The sequence below is a fragment of the Chitinophaga sp. 10T418 genome (assembly GCF_056394125.1).
Window position 1 is genome coordinate 1 of the sequence record NZ_JBFTHG010000015.1, and the last position, 18,068, is coordinate 18,068.

The 18,068-nt window shown below is 40.9% G+C and carries 15 protein-coding genes; 9 read left to right on the top strand and 6 right to left on the bottom strand.

What is annotated here, in order from left to right:
• From AC1DCV_RS30810 to AC1DCV_RS30840, 7 genes are all read left to right on the top strand, one after another.
• Positions 1 to 382 (top strand): helix-turn-helix transcriptional regulator (locus tag AC1DCV_RS30810; RefSeq protein ID WP_477026769.1); only part of this gene is annotated, 382 nt, incomplete at its 5' end.
• Between the two features lie 134 nt (positions 383 to 516).
• Positions 517 to 1,320: an MBL fold metallo-hydrolase gene (locus tag AC1DCV_RS30815; RefSeq protein ID WP_477026770.1), complete on the top strand. Its 804-nt coding sequence runs from the start codon at positions 517 to 519 to the stop codon at positions 1,318 to 1,320.
• A gap of 10 nt (positions 1,321 to 1,330) precedes the next feature.
• Complete coding sequence (locus tag AC1DCV_RS30820) at positions 1,331 to 2,485, top strand: MFS transporter (protein WP_477026771.1); 1,155 nt, start codon at positions 1,331 to 1,333, stop codon at positions 2,483 to 2,485.
• Positions 2,486 to 2,861: 376 nt separating this feature from the next.
• Positions 2,862 to 4,007 carry an epoxide hydrolase family protein gene (locus tag AC1DCV_RS30825; RefSeq protein WP_477026772.1) on the top strand — a complete coding sequence of 382 codons (1,146 nt, stop codon included), beginning with the start codon at positions 2,862 to 2,864 and terminating at the stop codon, positions 4,005 to 4,007.
• Positions 4,008 to 4,222: 215 nt separating this feature from the next.
• Positions 4,223 to 5,068 carry a hypothetical protein gene (locus AC1DCV_RS30830; RefSeq protein WP_477026773.1) on the top strand — a complete coding sequence of 282 codons (846 nt, stop codon included), beginning with the start codon at positions 4,223 to 4,225 and terminating at the stop codon, positions 5,066 to 5,068.
• A 211-nt stretch (positions 5,069 to 5,279) separates the two neighbouring features.
• A complete protein-coding gene (locus tag AC1DCV_RS30835) occupies positions 5,280 to 7,295 on the top strand; it encodes a M13 family metallopeptidase (protein WP_477026774.1) in 2,016 nt (671 codons plus the stop codon).
• 400 nt (positions 7,296 to 7,695) lie between these two features.
• Entirely contained in the window at positions 7,696 to 8,625 is a 930-nt protein-coding gene (locus AC1DCV_RS30840) for an AraC family transcriptional regulator (protein ID WP_477026775.1), read from the top strand.
• Between the two features lie 339 nt (positions 8,626 to 8,964).
• Here AC1DCV_RS30840 and AC1DCV_RS30845 read toward each other — a convergent pair whose 3' ends face one another.
• Both AC1DCV_RS30845 and AC1DCV_RS30850 read right to left on the bottom strand, forming a co-directional pair.
• The gene (locus AC1DCV_RS30845) at positions 8,965 to 9,993 is read right to left on the bottom strand and encodes a glycosyltransferase family 2 protein (RefSeq protein ID WP_477026776.1); all 1,029 of its coding nucleotides are present in this window, start codon (positions 9,991 to 9,993) and stop codon (positions 8,965 to 8,967) included.
• Positions 9,994 to 10,581: 588 nt separating this feature from the next.
• Positions 10,582 to 11,325, bottom strand: coding sequence for a hypothetical protein (locus tag AC1DCV_RS30850; RefSeq protein ID WP_477026777.1), 744 nt, complete (start codon positions 11,323 to 11,325; stop codon positions 10,582 to 10,584).
• 336 nt (positions 11,326 to 11,661) lie between these two features.
• On the opposite strand from AC1DCV_RS30850, the gene AC1DCV_RS30855 reads away from it, so the two are divergent.
• Positions 11,662 to 13,539, top strand: coding sequence for an ATP-binding protein (locus AC1DCV_RS30855; RefSeq protein ID WP_477026778.1), 1,878 nt, complete (start codon positions 11,662 to 11,664; stop codon positions 13,537 to 13,539).
• 270 nt (positions 13,540 to 13,809) lie between these two features.
• The gene (locus tag AC1DCV_RS30860; RefSeq protein ID WP_477026779.1) at positions 13,810 to 14,238 is read left to right on the top strand and encodes a hypothetical protein; all 429 of its coding nucleotides are present in this window, start codon (positions 13,810 to 13,812) and stop codon (positions 14,236 to 14,238) included.
• A 166-nt stretch (positions 14,239 to 14,404) separates the two neighbouring features.
• Here the strand turns inward: AC1DCV_RS30860 and AC1DCV_RS30865 are convergent, their stop codons facing one another.
• The 4 genes from AC1DCV_RS30865 to AC1DCV_RS30880 form a co-directional block, all read right to left on the bottom strand.
• Positions 14,405 to 14,809, bottom strand: a complete 405-nt coding sequence (locus AC1DCV_RS30865; protein WP_477026780.1) for a VOC family protein — start codon at positions 14,807 to 14,809, stop codon at positions 14,405 to 14,407.
• Positions 14,810 to 14,903: 94 nt separating this feature from the next.
• Entirely contained in the window at positions 14,904 to 15,383 is a 480-nt protein-coding gene (locus tag AC1DCV_RS30870) for an SRPBCC family protein (RefSeq protein ID WP_477026781.1), read from the bottom strand.
• 518 nt (positions 15,384 to 15,901) lie between these two features.
• Complete coding sequence (locus AC1DCV_RS30875; protein WP_477026782.1) at positions 15,902 to 16,957, bottom strand: phosphatidylinositol-specific phospholipase C1-like protein; 1,056 nt, start codon at positions 16,955 to 16,957, stop codon at positions 15,902 to 15,904.
• Positions 16,958 to 17,138: 181 nt separating this feature from the next.
• Positions 17,139 to 18,059 carry a bestrophin family protein gene (locus AC1DCV_RS30880; RefSeq protein WP_477026783.1) on the bottom strand — a complete coding sequence of 307 codons (921 nt, stop codon included), beginning with the start codon at positions 18,057 to 18,059 and terminating at the stop codon, positions 17,139 to 17,141.
• Positions 18,060 to 18,068 lie beyond the last annotated feature (9 nt).

Sequence of the window (18,068 nt, forward strand, 5' to 3'; positions counted from 1 at the left end):
GCAACCAAGACGGCTAGCTGCTGAACGTATAGATTCATTCCCCTTTTCTACGGCGATGATTGCAGCTAACTTTTGCTTTAAGCTGTATTTTATCCTTTTATTCATAAAAAATGCCCCCAAGAAGTGTCTAACTTTTGGGGGGCACTACAAAACACTGGCTAATTTATTTTCTGCTATCTTAAAACGTACTCCACGTGAAATTATTCACGATAGGATTATGATTCACGCAAGAAGGCAGATTAATTACAGCAACTTCTCAATCAAGGAAATTGCCCATCAATTGGGCTATAACGATATTCAGACATTTAGTCGGTTTTTTCGCAATAGGGAAGGTATATCTCCCGTTCAATATCGTGATAAATCCGCATTGCAGCACAAGTAAACCCCACTCAAATTCCTATAGTATTTCCATTTATCCAGCGCAGGAAGAATTGCTAACTCTTAAGGAATATCTGCCTATCAATGGTCTCTTTTTTACCTGCAAATTTGCCTTGTCAATAAAAAGGTGAAAAAATTATGGGCAATAAAGAAAAAGTTAGGATGCGTAGGCTGGGTTGGGCTGGACTGGAAATTGAGTGCGCAGGAGAAACGCTTTTGATAGATTATGTTCAAGATATTTCTCAATTGGCGGTGATACGTAATCCTGAGGAACGGTTTCCTGCATCTTCTAAAACAGGCGCAGCCTCAGTCGCGTTATTAACGCATTTACACGATGACCACGCAGACCCTGGGGCATTAGATGTGGCGCTTAGCACAGATGCGCCGGTTTTTAGGCCGGTTACGGCCATGGGCAACGATGCGGATATGGCACTGACAAAGTATGCGGAGATCGAATTCAAAAAGTACAAGCTCAGGACTGAAATAATCGGGGAGTGGGAAGAAAGAAAAGTCGGGCCGTTTCGGATTTTTTCGGTGCCTGCTGTTGATGGCTTCGGAGATCCCCAGCTTAGCTGGGTTGTAGAGTGCGGGGGATTTAGAATCATTCATGCCGGAGATACCTTGTATCATGGCTTGTGGTGGAGGATTTTTCACAGATTTGGTTCCTTTAATGTTGCATTCCTGCCAATAAATGCGCCAATTGTAGATTTTCCACCGCTTAGGCCAATGAGCTCAATTGAGGCAGTAATGACCCCAGAGCAGGCTGCTGTAGCCGCAAATATCCTTAGGGCTGACTTTGTGGTTCCAATACATTATGATACCATGCATAAACCTCCTATCTATATCGAGACTCCAAACCCAGTAGAGCGACTGAGGGTCAGCTTAACAGATTTAGACACAGGTATTATGGTTAAAGAACCTGGTGATTGGTTTGAATTGTAATAACTAAAAAATGTCAGGAGAAAAATTTCCTTTTTTTTCGCTGTTAGCTTTCACAACGGTTGCTTTTTCGGCTATCATAACAGAACTTCTACCAGCAGGAGTACTGCCTGGTATGGCGAATGATCTACAAGTTCGTGAATCAAGCATCGGAGGACTGGTTTCATATTATGCGCTAGGTACAGTCTTAACAGCTTTTCCAGCCACTGCATTAACAAGCGGCTTCTCACGCAAGCCTTTGCTGCTGACTGTTATTTTTGGCTTTTTTTTATCAAATGTCATTACAGCTTTTTCACAAAACTATTGGCTTACCGTGGTTATGCGAATATTGGCAGGAGGTTTTGGCGGCATCCTATGGCCACTCATAGCTGGTTATGCGGCGAGATTGGTAAATGAAAAGAATACAGGGAAGGCCATATCAATGGTAATGGCTGGTAGTACGATTGCGCTTTCCGTTGGATTGCCTGTAGGAGCTTTTTTAGGTCAGATCATCGGATGGCGAGGCACTTTTGCAGCCTTGTCTGCATTGATATTTATGCTCATTGTGTGGATAGCATGGAAAATTCCTGGCCTTAAAGCTGATGAAAAGAAGATGAGCGTACCAGTTAAGACATTCAAGATCCCAGGTGTGTTTCTGGTTATGACCACAACATTTACAGCCTCACTTGCGATATATGTAGCCTACACTTATCTGTCGCCAATCATGGTCACTAATGGAATTAAAGATAATGCAGGTCTTGCTTTAGGATTATTCGGTATCGGAGCGGTGTCAGGAATTCTAGTTACTACAAGATTTATTGATGCTCATATGAGATCAACATTATTATCATCCCTACTTCTCGGGGTGAGCGCATTATTCATCATTTCTTTGGCAGGTCATTTTTATTTTGTTTTCTATACATGTATCGTATTCTGGGGCATTTCCTTCGGAGGCCTACCCTCTCTATTGCAGACCGCAACTATCAATGCTACTAAGGGGCCTCCTGAAATAGGAAGCTCTATAACTGTTACTGTTTATAACATAGGGGTTTTTTCCGGAGCATTTATCGGTGGGCTGATTTTGGATTATACAGGTCCCGGTGCAATACCGTGGACAAGTTTCCTATTAATGGTTATCGTGATTTCGCTGGTGGTTATGGGGCGTAAGTTTGCTTTCCCAAGCCGCTAAATGAAAATTGAGAATTTGATGAAAATGGTCTGATGAAAGAGATATGCTACTATAAACGAACTATAAGTGAAAGAAGAAAATCGAAAAATTTAACCATTATATTGGTACATGGGGCCTGGTCGGATGGTTCTAATTGGAGATACATTATTCCGATGTTGCACAAAGAAGGATATAAAATCAGGAGTGTCCAAAATAATTTACACGCTACCGTTTTTAGGGGAAAGGTCATGATTTTACCGCTGAAAACTATCAATTCCTGATTGAATTTATGGCAATGAATCGTCTAACCAGACGAGAATTAATTAGGAAGAGCAGCTTATCCTTAATCGGTATTTCGTTACCTTTCATCACAAAAATAAATCATTCATTTATAGAGATGTCAACATCTATCAATATGATTAAACCATTTTCAGTCAATGTTCCACAACAAGTTCTAAATGATCTAAAATTAAGGTTAAATCTAACCCGATGGCCAGATCAGATAACAGGATCAGATTGGAATTATGGTACTGATCTTTCTTACTTGAAAGAATTGACAAAGTACTGGCAGAATACATTTGATTGGCGAAAAGTTGAAACTGAAATCAATTCTTATCCCAATTTCATGGCTGATATTGGTGGGAACCAGATTCATTTTATGCATATCAAAGGAAAGGGTAAGCAATCAGTACCATTGATAATAACCCATGGATGGCCAGGGTCATTTCTGGAAATGATGAAACTTATACCCTTATTGACTGAAGACCCTTACTTTTCTTTTGACCTGGTTATCCCGTCTATTCCAGGATTTGGTTTTTCTGGTAAAATTATTCATCCCGGTTGCAACAGCGAATTTGTTGCCGACATTTGGCATCAGTTAATGATGGAACTTGGGTATCAACGTTATGGAGCACAAGGTGGTGATATTGGTTCGGGGATCAGCACATGGTTGTCTTTAAAATATTCATCTAATATTATTGGTTTGCACCTCAACTATATCTCTGGCTCTTATAAGCCCTATATAGCGGATAGCGAACAGCTTTCTGAGGAAGTATTAGCTTTTCAGAAAGCCGGAGCGGAGTGGTCTGCCAGGGAGGGTGCATATGCTTATATACATGCTACGAAACCATTGACAGCTGCATACGGGCTAAATGATTCCCCTGTTGGATTATGTGCATGGATCGTTGAAAAATTCAAAGGCTGGAGTGATAATAATGGAAATATTGAAAATAGTTTTACCAAAGATGAGCTGCTTGCCAATATCACCTTATACTGGATAACGCAAACCATACATTCCTCTATGCGGATTTATAACGAAAACAGTAAAAAACCATTGGTATTTAAAGAGAATGAGTATGTAACAGTGCCAGTTGGCTTTGCTAAGTTTCCAAAAGAATTGCCCACTCCACCCCGGTCATATATTGAAAGAGGTTTTAATATCCGATATTGGACAACAATGCCTGCTGGTGGGCACTTTGCTGCGATGGAACAGCCAGAATTACTTTCAAAAGATATTACAAATTTCTTCTCAGGATTGGGTTAACCAACATAATAATAAACGACTGTTTGACAATAACTGTACGTCATCAAAAGCAAAAACAAATCTTATCTTATAACTTTAAGTCGCAAAACACTTCTTAAGATTTGATGTAATTTCTTTTAATGACATACATTCGGCAATAATCGGTAAAGTGTTTTTTAGAGTGGTCAATACTACTCCTTAGCCAAATACAGTTGAATAAAACCATCCTTAACTTTATGCAACAATACAATATTAACTGGTTGAAATTTAGTACAGGAGTTATCATTAGCCTGGTGCTTTCGCTAAGTGTTCATATTGTAATGCTCCAATGCATGAATATAGCCTTTCCTGATTTTACAGTTATTACCGCACCTTACAAATTCTTCACTCGCCTGGTTTCAGTCCTGGGTTTGATGTTTTTTTGGGAATTGGCAGATAAGAAAGTGGAAGGAGTTATTGCAAAAAAATGGGCCATGCTGTTTATTGTTGAGGCTATGTTAACAGAAAGCCTTTTTAGGGGGCCATTTATGAATGGCTATTGCAGCAATTCGATAGGCTATATGTTGATAAACAACATCCCAAACTTACTGGCGATAGCTGTAATGTGTGGATTAATAGTTTTCTCTGCTCCCAGGCTAACTAATTTTTTTCTTAAATTTTGGGCTGCAGCTGCCATAGCTGCTATTTTCATGTTTGTTGCGAGTCCATTAATTACAGCAGCCTGGAAGCCGGTAATGAACCCGATCGCTCACCTTGCTCCTACAGGCGAATGGTGTAAATTGCCTTATGGTCCTGAAGTGCTCATACCTTCATATATCAGCTTTATTGAACCTGTTATGGCTTGCATGATAATGGCCATCCTAATTTGGGATAAACTTTCACCAACAAGATGGTTAAAGTATTTGCTGTTCACCTTAATTATATTAGCCATAAAAAATCAATTGTTGATGCCGATATTTTACGCAACATTGGGCAAAGACAATCTTATAATAAATCTGGCAAGCGAGGGACAATTTACTTTGGAAGCTATTACTTTAGCTATAACTACTGGTTTTACTTTTGAGTGGAGCTTAAAAAGATAGTCCTTACCTTATTTCCCAAATATAATAGCATCTTACCTGGTTTAAGGATGTAAAATAATAACAGCTATCCATTTTATTACTGATCAAATACATTCTTCCTCAATTCTATAAAGATTCCAGCATCTTCAGTAGGATCTATTTGAAAAAGTATTAGATAGAAACGATATCTTTATTAATCATTCAACATCATTTCGCAACCAATCTAATCTATATGAAAAACTGGTTTTTACTATCCGTTTTCTTAGTTTCTTTTGTTGCCTGCCAACCGCGAACAAATGAAAAACCCTTCGTTGCTATTGAGGGAATCGACTCGACCATTCGGCCGGGCGATAATTTTTATAATTATGTAAATTTAAAATGGTATGATACCGCACAAATACCCCCCAGCCAGTCGGGCGTAGGGGCATACCGGTTTATGAACTATCAGCAACGTCTCAGGTTACAGGGTATCCTAGATAGCGTATCAAAAAGTAGTAATCCCCCCGGCAGTCTAGAACAAAAGATCGGTGATTTTTTTGCTTCCGGAATGGATACCAGTACCATCAATCAGCGTGGCTTTGAGCCACTCAAAGCCGGGTTGCAGCGGATCAATACCATCACCAGTATTGCTGATATGCTTACATTCATAGCGGAAGAAATCAAATTGTCAAACATCTCCCTTATTGATTTTCAAGTTTCGCCCGATCAGGAAAACAGTAGCATGAATATGGGGCATATTTATCAAACTGGTATCGGCATGCCTGACAGGGATTATTACTTCAAGACTGACACAGCCACCGTTGCTATACAGCAGGCATATAAAAAATACCTCGCAGATCTTTTTACGCTGACAGGAAGCAATACTGCGTTAGCGCAAAAAAATGCAGCCCTTGTTTACAATATCCAAAAGCAGCTAGCCACATCACATAAAACCAATGTTGAGCTGCGGGATATAAAAGCTAATTTCCATAAAGTAGGGCTGGCGGCTTTAAATAAGCAACAACCCAATATAGGTTGGACAACTTTTTTCCAACATCTGGGTGCTACCATAGATTCACTGGATATAGCTCAACCAGGTTATTATGACAAATTGAACACGCTCCTCAAATCGATCCCGCTCGAGGATTGGAAAGTATACCTGAGCGTAAATTATATCAGTACCTATGCAGACTGCCTCAGCAAACCCTTTGTGAATTCATCCTTTGAATATAATAAAGTCCTTACGGGACAGACCGTGCAAAAAACACGCGGCGAGACCATGTCAAGCGTGGTAGACAACTATCTCGGCCAGGCATTGGGACAATTATATACGAAGGTATATTTCCCGGAGTCGGCCAAAACACGGATGCTGGAGCTTGTGAATAACCTGCAGAAGGCGTTCTCCAATAGGGTGGACAAGCTGGACTGGATGAGTGACAGCACCAGGCAAAAAGCCAAGGTGAAATTATTTGCTATCACCAAAAAGATCGGATACCCGGATAAGTGGCGCGAATACAACAATGTAAATATTGTGAGGAATAAATATTTTGAGAATGTGGTATCGGCGGCTGCGAACAACTTCCAATACAACCTTGCCAAATTGGGGAAGCCGGTTGACAAGACTGAGTGGTTCACTACACCTTCCACAGTTACAGCTTATAACAATCCTTCCGCCAATGAGATTGTGTTCCCCGCCGGAATTCTGCAGCCTCCTTACTTTGACAACAACGCTGATGACGCGCTTAACTATGGTGGCATCGGCATGGTGATCGGGCATGAAATGACGCATACATTTGACGATCAGGGGGCCCAGTTTGATAAAGATGGTAACGTAAAAAACTGGTGGACACCTGAAGACTATAAGAAGTTTAAGGCCAAAACACAACAGGTCATTGACCTGTACAGTACGTTCACCGTACTAGATAGCATTCATATAAAAGGTGCGCTTACAGTAGGAGAAAACACAGCGGATATCAGCGGAATTGCCGTAGCATATGATGCTTTTAAAATGACCAAACAAGGACAGGATACAACGAGGATCGGAGGCTTTACACCTGATCAGCGATTTTTCCTTTCAGTGGCCAGGATCTGGCGGGTGAAAATGAAAGACGAATACCTGCGCTACTGGGTTAATAACGATCCCCATTCTCCACCCATATGGCGTGTAAATGGCCCACTAATGAGCATCCCCGCTTTTTACTCAGCTTTTAATGTACGATCCGGAGAGCGGATGTACCTGGACGAAGATAAGCGGATCAAGATATGGTAAGGTGCAGAGGTCATTTACTTTTTCATAATACAATAAGATCCATCCGGTAATATCTAAGAAGTGTTGGAAGTCTTTGTTGAGATGCATTTGGTCGGTATATGGTGTCCCTGACTCTCCGCAAATAACATTGTTAAAAGGTGATTGAAGCCTGTAGATTTAATATCTACAGGCTTTTTCGTTTTAAGGAATTACCTTAAAATACCCCAGAGTTCATAGTTTTAGTTCGGCGAAATCGTGAAACTTTAACTGATTCCCTTCTTTTTTATTAGAGAAATTATTGACCTCTTTGTAACTTGGTCCTTGATGAATTTCTGGCCTGCATTGACGCCGGAAATTGGGCCTCACTACCTGTTTGTTAATACACTGGCTGAAAGTAAAAAGAACAAAATCTGTAAGACACGTGCAAAAAAAACATAATTTCTACATAGAAAATATCAACAAAGTTGTAGATTATATAGATGAGAATCTGGAAAAATCTCTTTCACTGGAGGAGCTGGCGGCTGTCTCTAATTTTTCCAAATTCCATTTTCATAGAATATTCTTAGCCTGTATCGGCGAATCCCCATTTCATTTTATAATGAGACTTCGCTTAGAAAAATCGGCGTCGTTTATCATGTCCCAGCCCGGGAAGAAGTTGATAGACATTGCTATTCAATGCGGTTTTTCAGATCTTTCAGTTTTTTCGCGGCACTTCAAAAAGCATTTCAAAACGCCCCCGTCTTCTTTTAGAAAAGTGAGTATGCAAAAAAGCAATATCAGTCAAACGAATAGCAGGAATCAACATATCAAAGATAGCATTACCCTATATTTTTGTCCGGAGTCCAATACAATAAAATGGACAGGTAATATGGAAATTATTAAAAATGTTGAGGTGAAAAAGCTTCCAACAATGACGGTGGCTTACATCAGAAACTTTGGTTCCTACATAGGGAATAATGAATCATATCAAAAAAGCCGGGATGAACTATTTGCCTGGGCTGCGTCTAGAGAATTGATTAAAAATGATTTTAAGTACCTGATTCTTTATCATGATAACCCAAAAGTTGCGCTTAATGATAAACAAAGGATGACCTTGTGCATATCTATTCCCCCGGAAACTGAAACAAGCGGTATCATAGGAAAAATGAATATAGAAGAAGGGAAATATTTGATCTGTGAATTTGAGCTATCCTCAAAAGATTTTCCAAAAGCCTGGGATTGGATTTATGGTCAATGGTTTCCCAATAACAACTATATTCCTGACGATAAGCCCTATTTTGAACTTTATACGGAGCAACCCAAGGGAGAACTCTTCAAAGTTAGCTTTTGCATTCCGGTCAGGGTGATATAACCCTACACAATTTTAAGACTGTCAATACAGGTATTAAGTGTTCGATTGTGATCCCTGACTCTCCGCAAATAACATTGTTAAAAGGTGATTAAAGCCTGTAGATTTAATATCTACAGGCTTTTTTATTTCTTAGATGCGTTTATCAAAGGGTAATAGCTCATGGCGATCCTAAAGAGTGGCGCTTAAAGAAAAAGTGTGATCCTGCCTGATGGGACTAAAAATTTGCCCGAACAGCGCTATACCTATTCTAAGGGTTTTGTTGATGTATGCGGTTAGTTTTTTATCGCTAAGCTAGTTACAACCAGTAAGGCAAAGTGGATCGTGGGAAGGTAATTAATATTAATGTTGTCTTAAGAAGAGATTACGAAAAAAAGCTTGCTTGAATACTTTACGCAATTCCTTAAAAGTAACAAATTGCCATTCAAATAATCTACTTTTAAAATATAGGGGAAGAATTCTTTTTTCCTTTGTATGTCTTAAATGTAAAAACCATTTTTTGAAGAGTATTTTATTGAATACATGGATGGAATAATTCCTGGATTTAGAATTACCCTGTTTTAAGGCCTCAAAAACCTGTAGGAATTCTTTTGAGCTTCTGGATAAAAACCGATAAGAGAAGTAATCATGATGAATCCGAATTAAATTTTCATCTTTAGGAATACCCAGGTTGGTATGGATGTTTTCGATGATACGGAGTTCTGCGTTGATTGCTTTCTCATTCTGAACCTTTGATATGTTATTGCCGTGAAGGCGGTAGGCGACGAGGACCTCGTTAAGGTTGGCTACCGGATGATGTAAAGAGATGCTGTAAGAAAGATCATAATCCTCCGCGGGGGAATAATCTCTATATCCACCTGCCTCCAGCATGGCTGATCTTTTGATCATTAAGGTCGAATTGATAAAGATATTGTGAAACACCAATTCGGGAGACATATTCTTATTTCCGGCCATCACATTTAAGTTACCAATCTGTTTGCCGGATTCATCAATAGTGATGGCTTGTCCGCCACATATGGCGATTTCAGGATTCGAATTTAAGAAACTGGTTTGCGCTTTAAGACGGTCAGGCATGGCTAAATCGTCACAATCCAGAATTGCCATGTATTGCCCTTTTGCCTCTTCAATTCCACGGTTACGGGTGAAAGTAAGACCTTTATTGCCGTCATTGTGAACTAAGCGAATCCGGGGATCAGTAAATTTACGAACGATGTCAAGTGTACGATCCGTAGAGCCGTCATTAATAATTAATAGCTCAAAATCGGTAAAGCTCTGATTGAGGACACTTTGTATGGCCTTTTCAATATAAGCTTCCCCGTTAAAGGCGGCCATAAAAACAGTAACTAAAGGTTGATTCACATTTTTATCCATGTAGATGTCATTGTTGAATTGGTAGATTATTATTTACCAATTTTGTTGGTTCCGATGCACCATGATTTACTGTAATATGGATTTGTCTTAAATTTCTCTCCATAGAGATCTACTTGTGTAGCCATGTTACTTTTTTCGGTATTTACCATGCTGGTGGCAGCTTTGCCAGCGAAGATACTTTCATTTTTGATACCTGTGCATTTTTTTTCTCATCTATTGGAAAACAGGTGTTTTGATATTTTAGAAGAGATTTTATCTTGGTTGTCGCTAAATACGCTTTTAAGACATAGTGCATTAAGGCCCACATCATATAGTCAGCATTATCTTTTCATTATGTAGGCTCCGTCCAGGCTATGCTTAGGACCCGCTAAGTACCTATAGAAGTAGTGCAGGAGAGGTGGACTTGATGCGGGGATGAGTTCCGGATGTATAACCGGGATGGAATTGCATCAGCAAATGGATGGGGCGAAGAAACGGCCATAGGAGGGCTGCTTCAGTACCAACTGTAGCTGCGGAAAGAGATGTACTATTAAAAGGAAGCAGGTATAAAGGGATTATTCATCAAAATATCTCCGGGGCAAAATGGCTTTATTCCAGTTGAATGACAGCTGGATATGCGTATGTATAGGTAAGGTCGGGAAGCAATACTTTCCGCTTTGGATAAATACGTTTATGAGCGTATTTGGGTACCTGTGGGGCTGCCACCGCAATAATATCAGCGGCCATATATTGCCTGCTGTGCGATAGGCCGTCTTTGTACATGGCTCTTACCTGGAAAACCACTACCAGTGAACCCTGCCCAGGTACCTCCAGCGAAACATTTGTTTCCTGGAAAGTGGTATCGGGGTCTATCATGAGCGTAACCGTTTCGCTACCCGCCACCTGACGTGATGTAAAATCAATACGCGTGGCGATCACTTTTACTTCCAGGGCAGCAATACCTTGATACCCGGTGATGGTTTGTGCGGGAATATTTAATATCCCGTTACGGAGAAGCCGGGGTGCCACTGTGAAAAAACGATCTACGCCGGTATGTTGATGGAAGCGGAAGCCAGTCAGCGCCTCGTGATGATCGCCGGCAGCAATGAGCAGCCTGTTGAGCCGATTGATGTGGGCGCCGTCACAATGGATGTCCAGGTGGGGGTAGAAAGCCTTACGGATAAAAGCGCCTTTCCTGCTGGCGATGCCAAAGCGCCGGGATGCGCGGCGGGTAGCAGCCGTTTGCTGCACGCTTTCAGGCATGGAGCGCAGGAAGTATTTGCCATTGCGCTTGTACCCAATGAGATTGCCGAGTTTTCCCGTAAAAGGGAGGACAGACATTTGTGTTGCCATGGGAGATTATTTTGATTACTATAAATATACATAATCCGGGAAACGTGTTTGCGGGATAGATTGAAGATTATCTAAAGGGAGTGTATGGCGTATTGTATAATATTCAAAGCTAGTGCAGTGGGGATTTGAGAATGGCGAACGGGAGTGTATGGGCATATTAGAAAATATTGAAAAAAGATATTCTCCCCGTTTTCATTCAATTACCGCCATTGCTTTGGTACAAATGGAAAGATTTGTTTTGACAAGTCGGTCCAAAACTAAACATCCCTCCCAGGTTATACATTGTTTTTTTGAGTTATTCATTATATAAACTAATTTGTTGGAAACAATCTGATATTGAAAATATTTGCCTGCCTTGTTTTGTTGTTGATGCTATCCTGTACTGCACACAGCCAGGAAGAATTTGTTCATTCTCTCAGGAAAGCGCTTCCTACTATTACCGACAGTGTCCAATACGTGGATGTACTGAATAAATTAAGTATGCTATCATATGAGCAGGATGCAGATACCACACTCATCTATGGGAATAGGGCCCGGGAAATAGCTTACAGAATCGATTATCCCAAAGGGGTAGCGGACGCCACCAATAACCTGGCTATATATTTTGACATAAAAGGGAACAATGAGCTCGCCCTGCGCTACTATGGCGATGCCTATAAACAATACGACGCCATCGGCGATTCTTCCAATCTGGTGCAGGTACTGATGAATATTGCAATGGTTTATAATACCAATGGTAATAGTGAGAAGGCGTTGAATCATTTCAGGAGAGCCATGGATCTTGGCGCCACACTAAGAAATGACTCCATCATGTCGCTCGTCATTTACAATTTCATTCTTCAATATCCGAAACAGTTTGCGGCTGACTCAGTAGACCAATACATCGATAAAGCAATCAGGATCGCTCAAAAATACCATGATATCCGCGTACTGCTGGCAGTGGGGCAATTGCAGGCTAACAGGTATCTTGAGAAGAGGGATACTGCAAATGGTATCCAGCTGCTACAGCATGTGCTGTCGGGAGGACTGCGTGAAAAACTATACTTTATGAGTATCGATGTGCTGATAGAACTTGCGGATTTATATGCTGGTACTGATTCTGCTAAAGCCGTGAACTTCTACGAGCAGGCATTAAATATTACAAAAGAAAAAAAATACAGAAGTTATGAGTTAGATCTGGATAACAAGCTGTATGAGTTTTATACTACCAGGAAGAATGATCAAAAAGCTTATGAGTATAGTGCAGCACTGGTGGTTTTATACCGGGAAAAAAGGGAAACAGACAACCAGTCGGGTATTGATTATATTAGCTATGCACTGAAGAGTCAGCAGCTTGAAATAATACGGGAAGAGAAAGTCTATGCCACCCGTTTATTGTGGCTGGTGGGCATTGCATGTATCCTAGCAGGGATCATCATTTATTTGCTTTGGCAGAACAAAAGAAGAAAGGAGCGTGTGCATGCCAGATTAGAAGGACAATATAAGCAACTGACCACCATCACAGCAGCACTTGAGGCCAGTAATAAGAACTATGTACGGCTTATAAGGGTGGTAGCGCATGACTTACGGAATCCGATAGGGGCTGTCAGCGCTTTCGCAGATATGATGCTGGATAGCCCACCGTCGACCTGGGAGAAAGAATGGATGGCCCTGATCGATCAGGCCAGTAAGGGATGTTTACAATTAATTACGGAGTTACTGGAAACAGATTTCGATATCGGGAACCAACCCCTTGAGAAAGAAATGATAGATGTAATTGCGCTGCTAGAGGAATCGGCAAAGTTATTGGCCTATCGCGCTGCGGAAAAAAAGCAGACACTGATTCTTCCGAAAGCCAATGCTACTTTTATGCTGGCAGACAAAAGGAAGCTTTCCCGGGTCGTTGATAACCTGGTGGGAAATGCTATCAAATTCAGCCATGAAGGGGCAACTATTGAGATCATGGTGGAAGAAACATCCAAAGTATCTGAAAATAAACCAGGCAGTATTACCATATCGGTGCGTGACAATGGCATCGGTATTCCACCCGAAATGGCGACCAGAATATTTGAACCATTTGAAAGTACTATTAAGCGAAAAGGGACATCAGGGGAGCCCTCTTTTGGCCTGGGCCTCTATATATGCCGGCAGATCGTTGAAGCACATGGAGGACATATCTGGTTTGAAAGCCAGCCTGGACATGGATCAACATTTTATATTTCATTTCAGCAATAATTGTTGTAGGATGCTGTCATCCCAAAATCATTGTCATTTACCGAAATAGTTTGAAGTTGACAGCTAGCCGGCATTCAAATCCCAATATTGTAAAACAGGAGGAACCAGTGTGCGTAAATACTATTTATTAACGGAGCGTTAATTCATCCATATTCCCTGTAGCCCTGAACAAAGCTTATTTTACGATTAGGATAAAAACATCAGCATATGGCAGTCTATGTTTGTTACCACTTTAATCATTTAAAAGAACGTTACTTTAAACCCAATTTTATGAAAAGAGCACTATTCTTTGTAACTGGATTTTTAGCTTGCTTTTTATTTTCATTTGCGGCGGGATCGCAGTCGTTTAATATTCATACAAGGCCCCCCGGGCCTATGGTAGTAACGGTATTTAATAACGAAATCGCCGGTACGTATTACCAAACAACCAACGTGATGTGGAGTCCGTCTGGCGGAACTTCACCCAGTTTGAATACGTTTGATCTGGATTCGCCCAATTCGTATGTTATACAGGAATTTGGCGGAGCAGTACAATCTTCTACTACCACTGGTGTTTCTTATTCCTATCCTGTTAACAGCCCGGTGTGGAAACAAATTAATTTTACTGTCACAGGAGGAAATTATGTGGCGGTAGTACAGGTGCAGTTTGGTACTAACCACGAGGTGAGTGTAAGGGTGAGCTGGTCCACAGGGCACTAGCCTGACAATAAAACATAGATTGCCATCCTGATGTATTTACACCAACGTTACTTTCACACCCATGTCTTCCTTCTGTTTCACCATATGCTCAGAGATACCGCTGTTGGTGATTTAATTAATAACAGCATTGCTCCTTTTGGGCAGTTGGTCTGAGGAAAGCGAACCACTATTTATCCAATGAGAAAAAGCCGATGGGATTGCCTTCGGTGTCAATACATACACTGCAATAGCCAGGTGCATCCACCGGGAATTTGGATTTTAAAATTTTACCGCCGGCTTCTATTACTTTTTTTTCACTCGCAGTGCAATCATCTGTAGGAAAATATACGATCGTGTTTACTGCTTTTTCATCTCCGGTTTTCGTGCCTTCCATTTCTATCAATGAGCCGCTCACAATGCTGCTGTCTTTCCCTGTAGCAAAGGTGGCAATTTTAAATTTTGGAATGCCTGGTCCGCCTGGTGTTTCCACCACGTTATTTATTTTTTCATTCAATACTTTTGTATAAAAGTCTCTGGCTCTGTAAATGTCTTTTACATAAATTTCAAACCAGCAAATGATATTTTTTTTCATAACGAAGTATTTTTTAATTAGGAGTAGATGACGTAAATGGGTGCTATTATGTATAAATATACAAAGTAGAAAAGTGTTTATCCTTTTCTGTCTGCTATTTTTCCTGGAGCAGCTCTTGTATGCGGTCGTGTGCCATATTTATTCCCTGGGCAAAAGGCATTTTAAGTAGTTGATTCCTGATGTCAACAGATTTAAATACCATTTGCATTGTAAGTTTACTGGTGCTGTCTGTAAGTTTTTCAAATTCGATAAATTCCAATTGAACAGGAAAAGGGGCATTTTCCATTTCAAAGGTCCGTGTAATTTTTTGGTTTGGGATAAAATCAAGTGTTACGCCACTGGCGCCATAGATTTTGTTTCCTTTAAGGTCAATTGTTTCAAGTTGCCATATACCGAATTTTTTATTTTCCTGTTTTATCACTTTCGTTGCGCCGTTTTTGTGCGACATCCAGTGCTCAATAATTTCAGGCTCGGCATGTGCTTTGAAAAGCAACTCCAATGGCAGATCAAATTCCCTTGTAATAATTAAATCCTGCTTGCCTTCTTCGGCATGGATTTTTGTTTTTTGTTCCATCGCTTTTATTTTTTTGATTTATAATTTTTCATTACACTTTCTAATTTGTTAAAGATATCATCCCACATTTTGCGGAATAGCTCGATAAAGTCAGGTGCGTCTTTCATTTTTTTTGCATTAAAGTGATCATAAATTTCTCTGCCGTTTTGCACTCGTTTACACCATTCACATTCGGTAAGTTTTGCAGATGTCTGGGAACGATGGGGCTTGCTGTGTCACAGTTTGACACAATAGCCCCCGACCGTCATTGATTGAGAAGCAGCCAATAGCAGGATAGCCCTTCTGGTGGGATCTGCGATGGCCTGGAAAGCATCTCGTCTTATATTTGTTATGTAGTTATGTGGCTACGAATATAAGCGTAGTTATTTAACTACACAAATTTTTTTTCAGGTTTGCTGTCATCACCCAATCCCGGCAGATAACATGACTAAAGCAAAAGCCAGTAGATATTAACCTACTGGCTTTTGCTTTTAGGGCAATGCTGATACACATCGCTGGTTATTTTTACTGTCTTTGACTCACTTTATCCTTGAGTACGATCCATCCTCAAATTTTACCTGGTAAGGGGAGTTAAAGAACCTGCTTGGTTTATAATAGTCGGTTGTAATGATTTGTGCGCCGGATTGCTGCGCTTTATTAAAACGGCTATAGTCATTAGCACGGGCTTCTTTGGTATCTGCATCGGCGCGTGTACGAATGATGTAGCCTTTGCTGACCAGGGAGGGTATTTCAGTATCTTCAGGATTGTTTCTGAACATAGCTGCTGCTTCCGGTGTCCCTGGCTTTGCATTTGCAAATATTACCCTTCCTTTTAAAGAAGGATGGTCTTTTATGTACAGATCCCTTTTTTGACCGCTATCATCCAGCATGAAGAAAAACCGCCCCCTGGCATCTTTGAGGGATGGCCAGTTACCGTTTAATACTGCAGCTTCCAGTGTTTTATATTTGCCGCGTACGAGGTCCGGGGTAATGAGTTTGTTGTCGCCCAGAACGGATCTGATAACGGCATCCAGTTCATCAAATAATTCGGGGGTAAAGGCTTCCGGTGTTGTACCGAAACGATTGGTTCCTCCATCTTTTGGTTCAAGTGTAATGAAAACCGGAATGTGACCGGGGTTGGCATCAGACCAGGCCTTCAATTCCTGTAAGTATCGCTTAAAAGTTGGTGTGGAGGTTCTAAAGTCGATATCGGGTATGTGGATCACTTTAAACCCGGGCTCTTTCATCAGGCCCGCGGTGTCATAGGGCTGATCCGGTGTAACCAGTTCCAGTCCTTTAGGATGTGCGTATTTGCCGCCTTTGCTGTCGGCATATACATCTACTTCGAGGTTTCTAAGGCCCAGATTTAACTGTTCCGTAATGGGGATATGTTCATATTGAAGTGCACTCAATTGATTGGCGGAGTCCCGGGCCTTTATAAAGTTGTACAAAGCCGGTTCGATGGCGTTTTTATAACTATTGTGTGACCCGATAACCTGTAAGGAGTTAAGTTTTGGGTTCTCCTTCTGTGAATAGGCTTGCTGTGCGAGGCCCGTAAAAAGAAACACGGAAAGGACCGGAATAAAAAGTCTCATAACTGCGCTGTTGATGAAATGAATTACCTGAATGTAGTATGTAACGGTTTTAAAGATAAGTCCGGATACTCAAATCTTCCATTAAATCAGGTTAATAAAAGATTAAGGGGTTTACCCCCGGATCTTAAGAACACGGAACACCGATTGCCAGGGCTATTCCATTACATTCATATAAAATCCTTTAGTGGATGATTTGTTGCTGGTCAGAGTCCTTAGATGCTGCTATAGTGATATTGATTAATTCAAATATGGTGCGGTCAATCATCTCGCACATATTATCAAGCGCGAGATCATTGGTTTCCATACCAAAGGGTTCTTCAATTTCATCCGCAATGGCTTCAAACGCAACAAATGTGTACGCAATGAACGACACAATAAATGGTGTAAACCATCCCAGGCTGTCTACTAATCCAAATGGCAGCAGGAAGCAGTAAATATAAATGGTGCGGTGCAGTAGTACGCTATAGCTATACGGAATGGGGGTGGACATAATTCTTTCACAGCCGCCCGCTACCTCTTCCAGTTTATCAATATTTTCATCAAAACGGGCTTGCTGGATGGAGTCAATTCTGTTTTCCATCCTTGCTTTTTGCACCCATTCTGCCAACAGTTTCGTGATGATGATGTATTTGAACTGTGTATCGGCTACTAATTTAAATTGCTTTTCATTAAGGCGCTTTTCTAAATCCGGCAGGGCATCTGTTCCTCTCAGGTGATGTTTCAGCGCATAATTGAATGCACTGAGTAATTGTACAAATTCTACAGTGGCGCCCTCCTCAGATGTGGAATTTACCAGGGTTAAAGCTTGCCGGGTTAAAGACCGCGTGATATTTAGTAACGCTCCCCAAAGCTTACGTCCTTCCCAAAAACGCTCATAGCTGGCATTGTTACGAAAGCCAAGAAATAGTGCCAGCACGAATCCAAACAGGGTAAAGGGCGCGGGATTCAGCGGGACCTTAAAGGAGAAAATAGTTCCATGGAGATATACTATCACGAATGATAATATAAATAATAGTATTAAACGAGGTAGTAATCGCGGTAATACGGAACCGTTCCATATAAAAAGCATTCTGAACCAGTGCTCTTTTTTCCTTCTGATCATACAATTAGC

Coding starts and splice junctions, on each gene's coding strand:
- AC1DCV_RS30815 (WP_477026770.1), top strand. CDS start 517: ATGGGCAATAAAGAAAAAGTTAGGATGCGTAGGCTGGGTTGGGCTGGA.
- AC1DCV_RS30820 (WP_477026771.1), top strand. CDS start 1,331: ATGTCAGGAGAAAAATTTCCTTTTTTTTCGCTGTTAGCTTTCACAACG.
- AC1DCV_RS30825 (WP_477026772.1), top strand. CDS start 2,862: ATGTCAACATCTATCAATATGATTAAACCATTTTCAGTCAATGTTCCA.
- AC1DCV_RS30830 (WP_477026773.1), top strand. CDS start 4,223: ATGCAACAATACAATATTAACTGGTTGAAATTTAGTACAGGAGTTATC.
- AC1DCV_RS30835 (WP_477026774.1), top strand. CDS start 5,280: ATGAAAAACTGGTTTTTACTATCCGTTTTCTTAGTTTCTTTTGTTGCC.
- AC1DCV_RS30845 (WP_477026776.1), bottom strand. CDS start 9,993: ATGGATAAAAATGTGAATCAACCTTTAGTTACTGTTTTTATGGCCGCC.
- AC1DCV_RS30850 (WP_477026777.1), bottom strand. CDS start 11,325: ATGGCAACACAAATGTCTGTCCTCCCTTTTACGGGAAAACTCGGCAAT.
- AC1DCV_RS30860 (WP_477026779.1), top strand. CDS start 13,810: ATGAAAAGAGCACTATTCTTTGTAACTGGATTTTTAGCTTGCTTTTTA.
- AC1DCV_RS30865 (WP_477026780.1), bottom strand. CDS start 14,809: ATGAAAAAAAATATCATTTGCTGGTTTGAAATTTATGTAAAAGACATT.
- AC1DCV_RS30870 (WP_477026781.1), bottom strand. CDS start 15,383: ATGGAACAAAAAACAAAAATCCATGCCGAAGAAGGCAAGCAGGATTTA.
- AC1DCV_RS30875 (WP_477026782.1), bottom strand. CDS start 16,957: ATGAGACTTTTTATTCCGGTCCTTTCCGTGTTTCTTTTTACGGGCCTC.
- AC1DCV_RS30880 (WP_477026783.1), bottom strand. CDS start 18,059: ATGATCAGAAGGAAAAAAGAGCACTGGTTCAGAATGCTTTTTATATGG.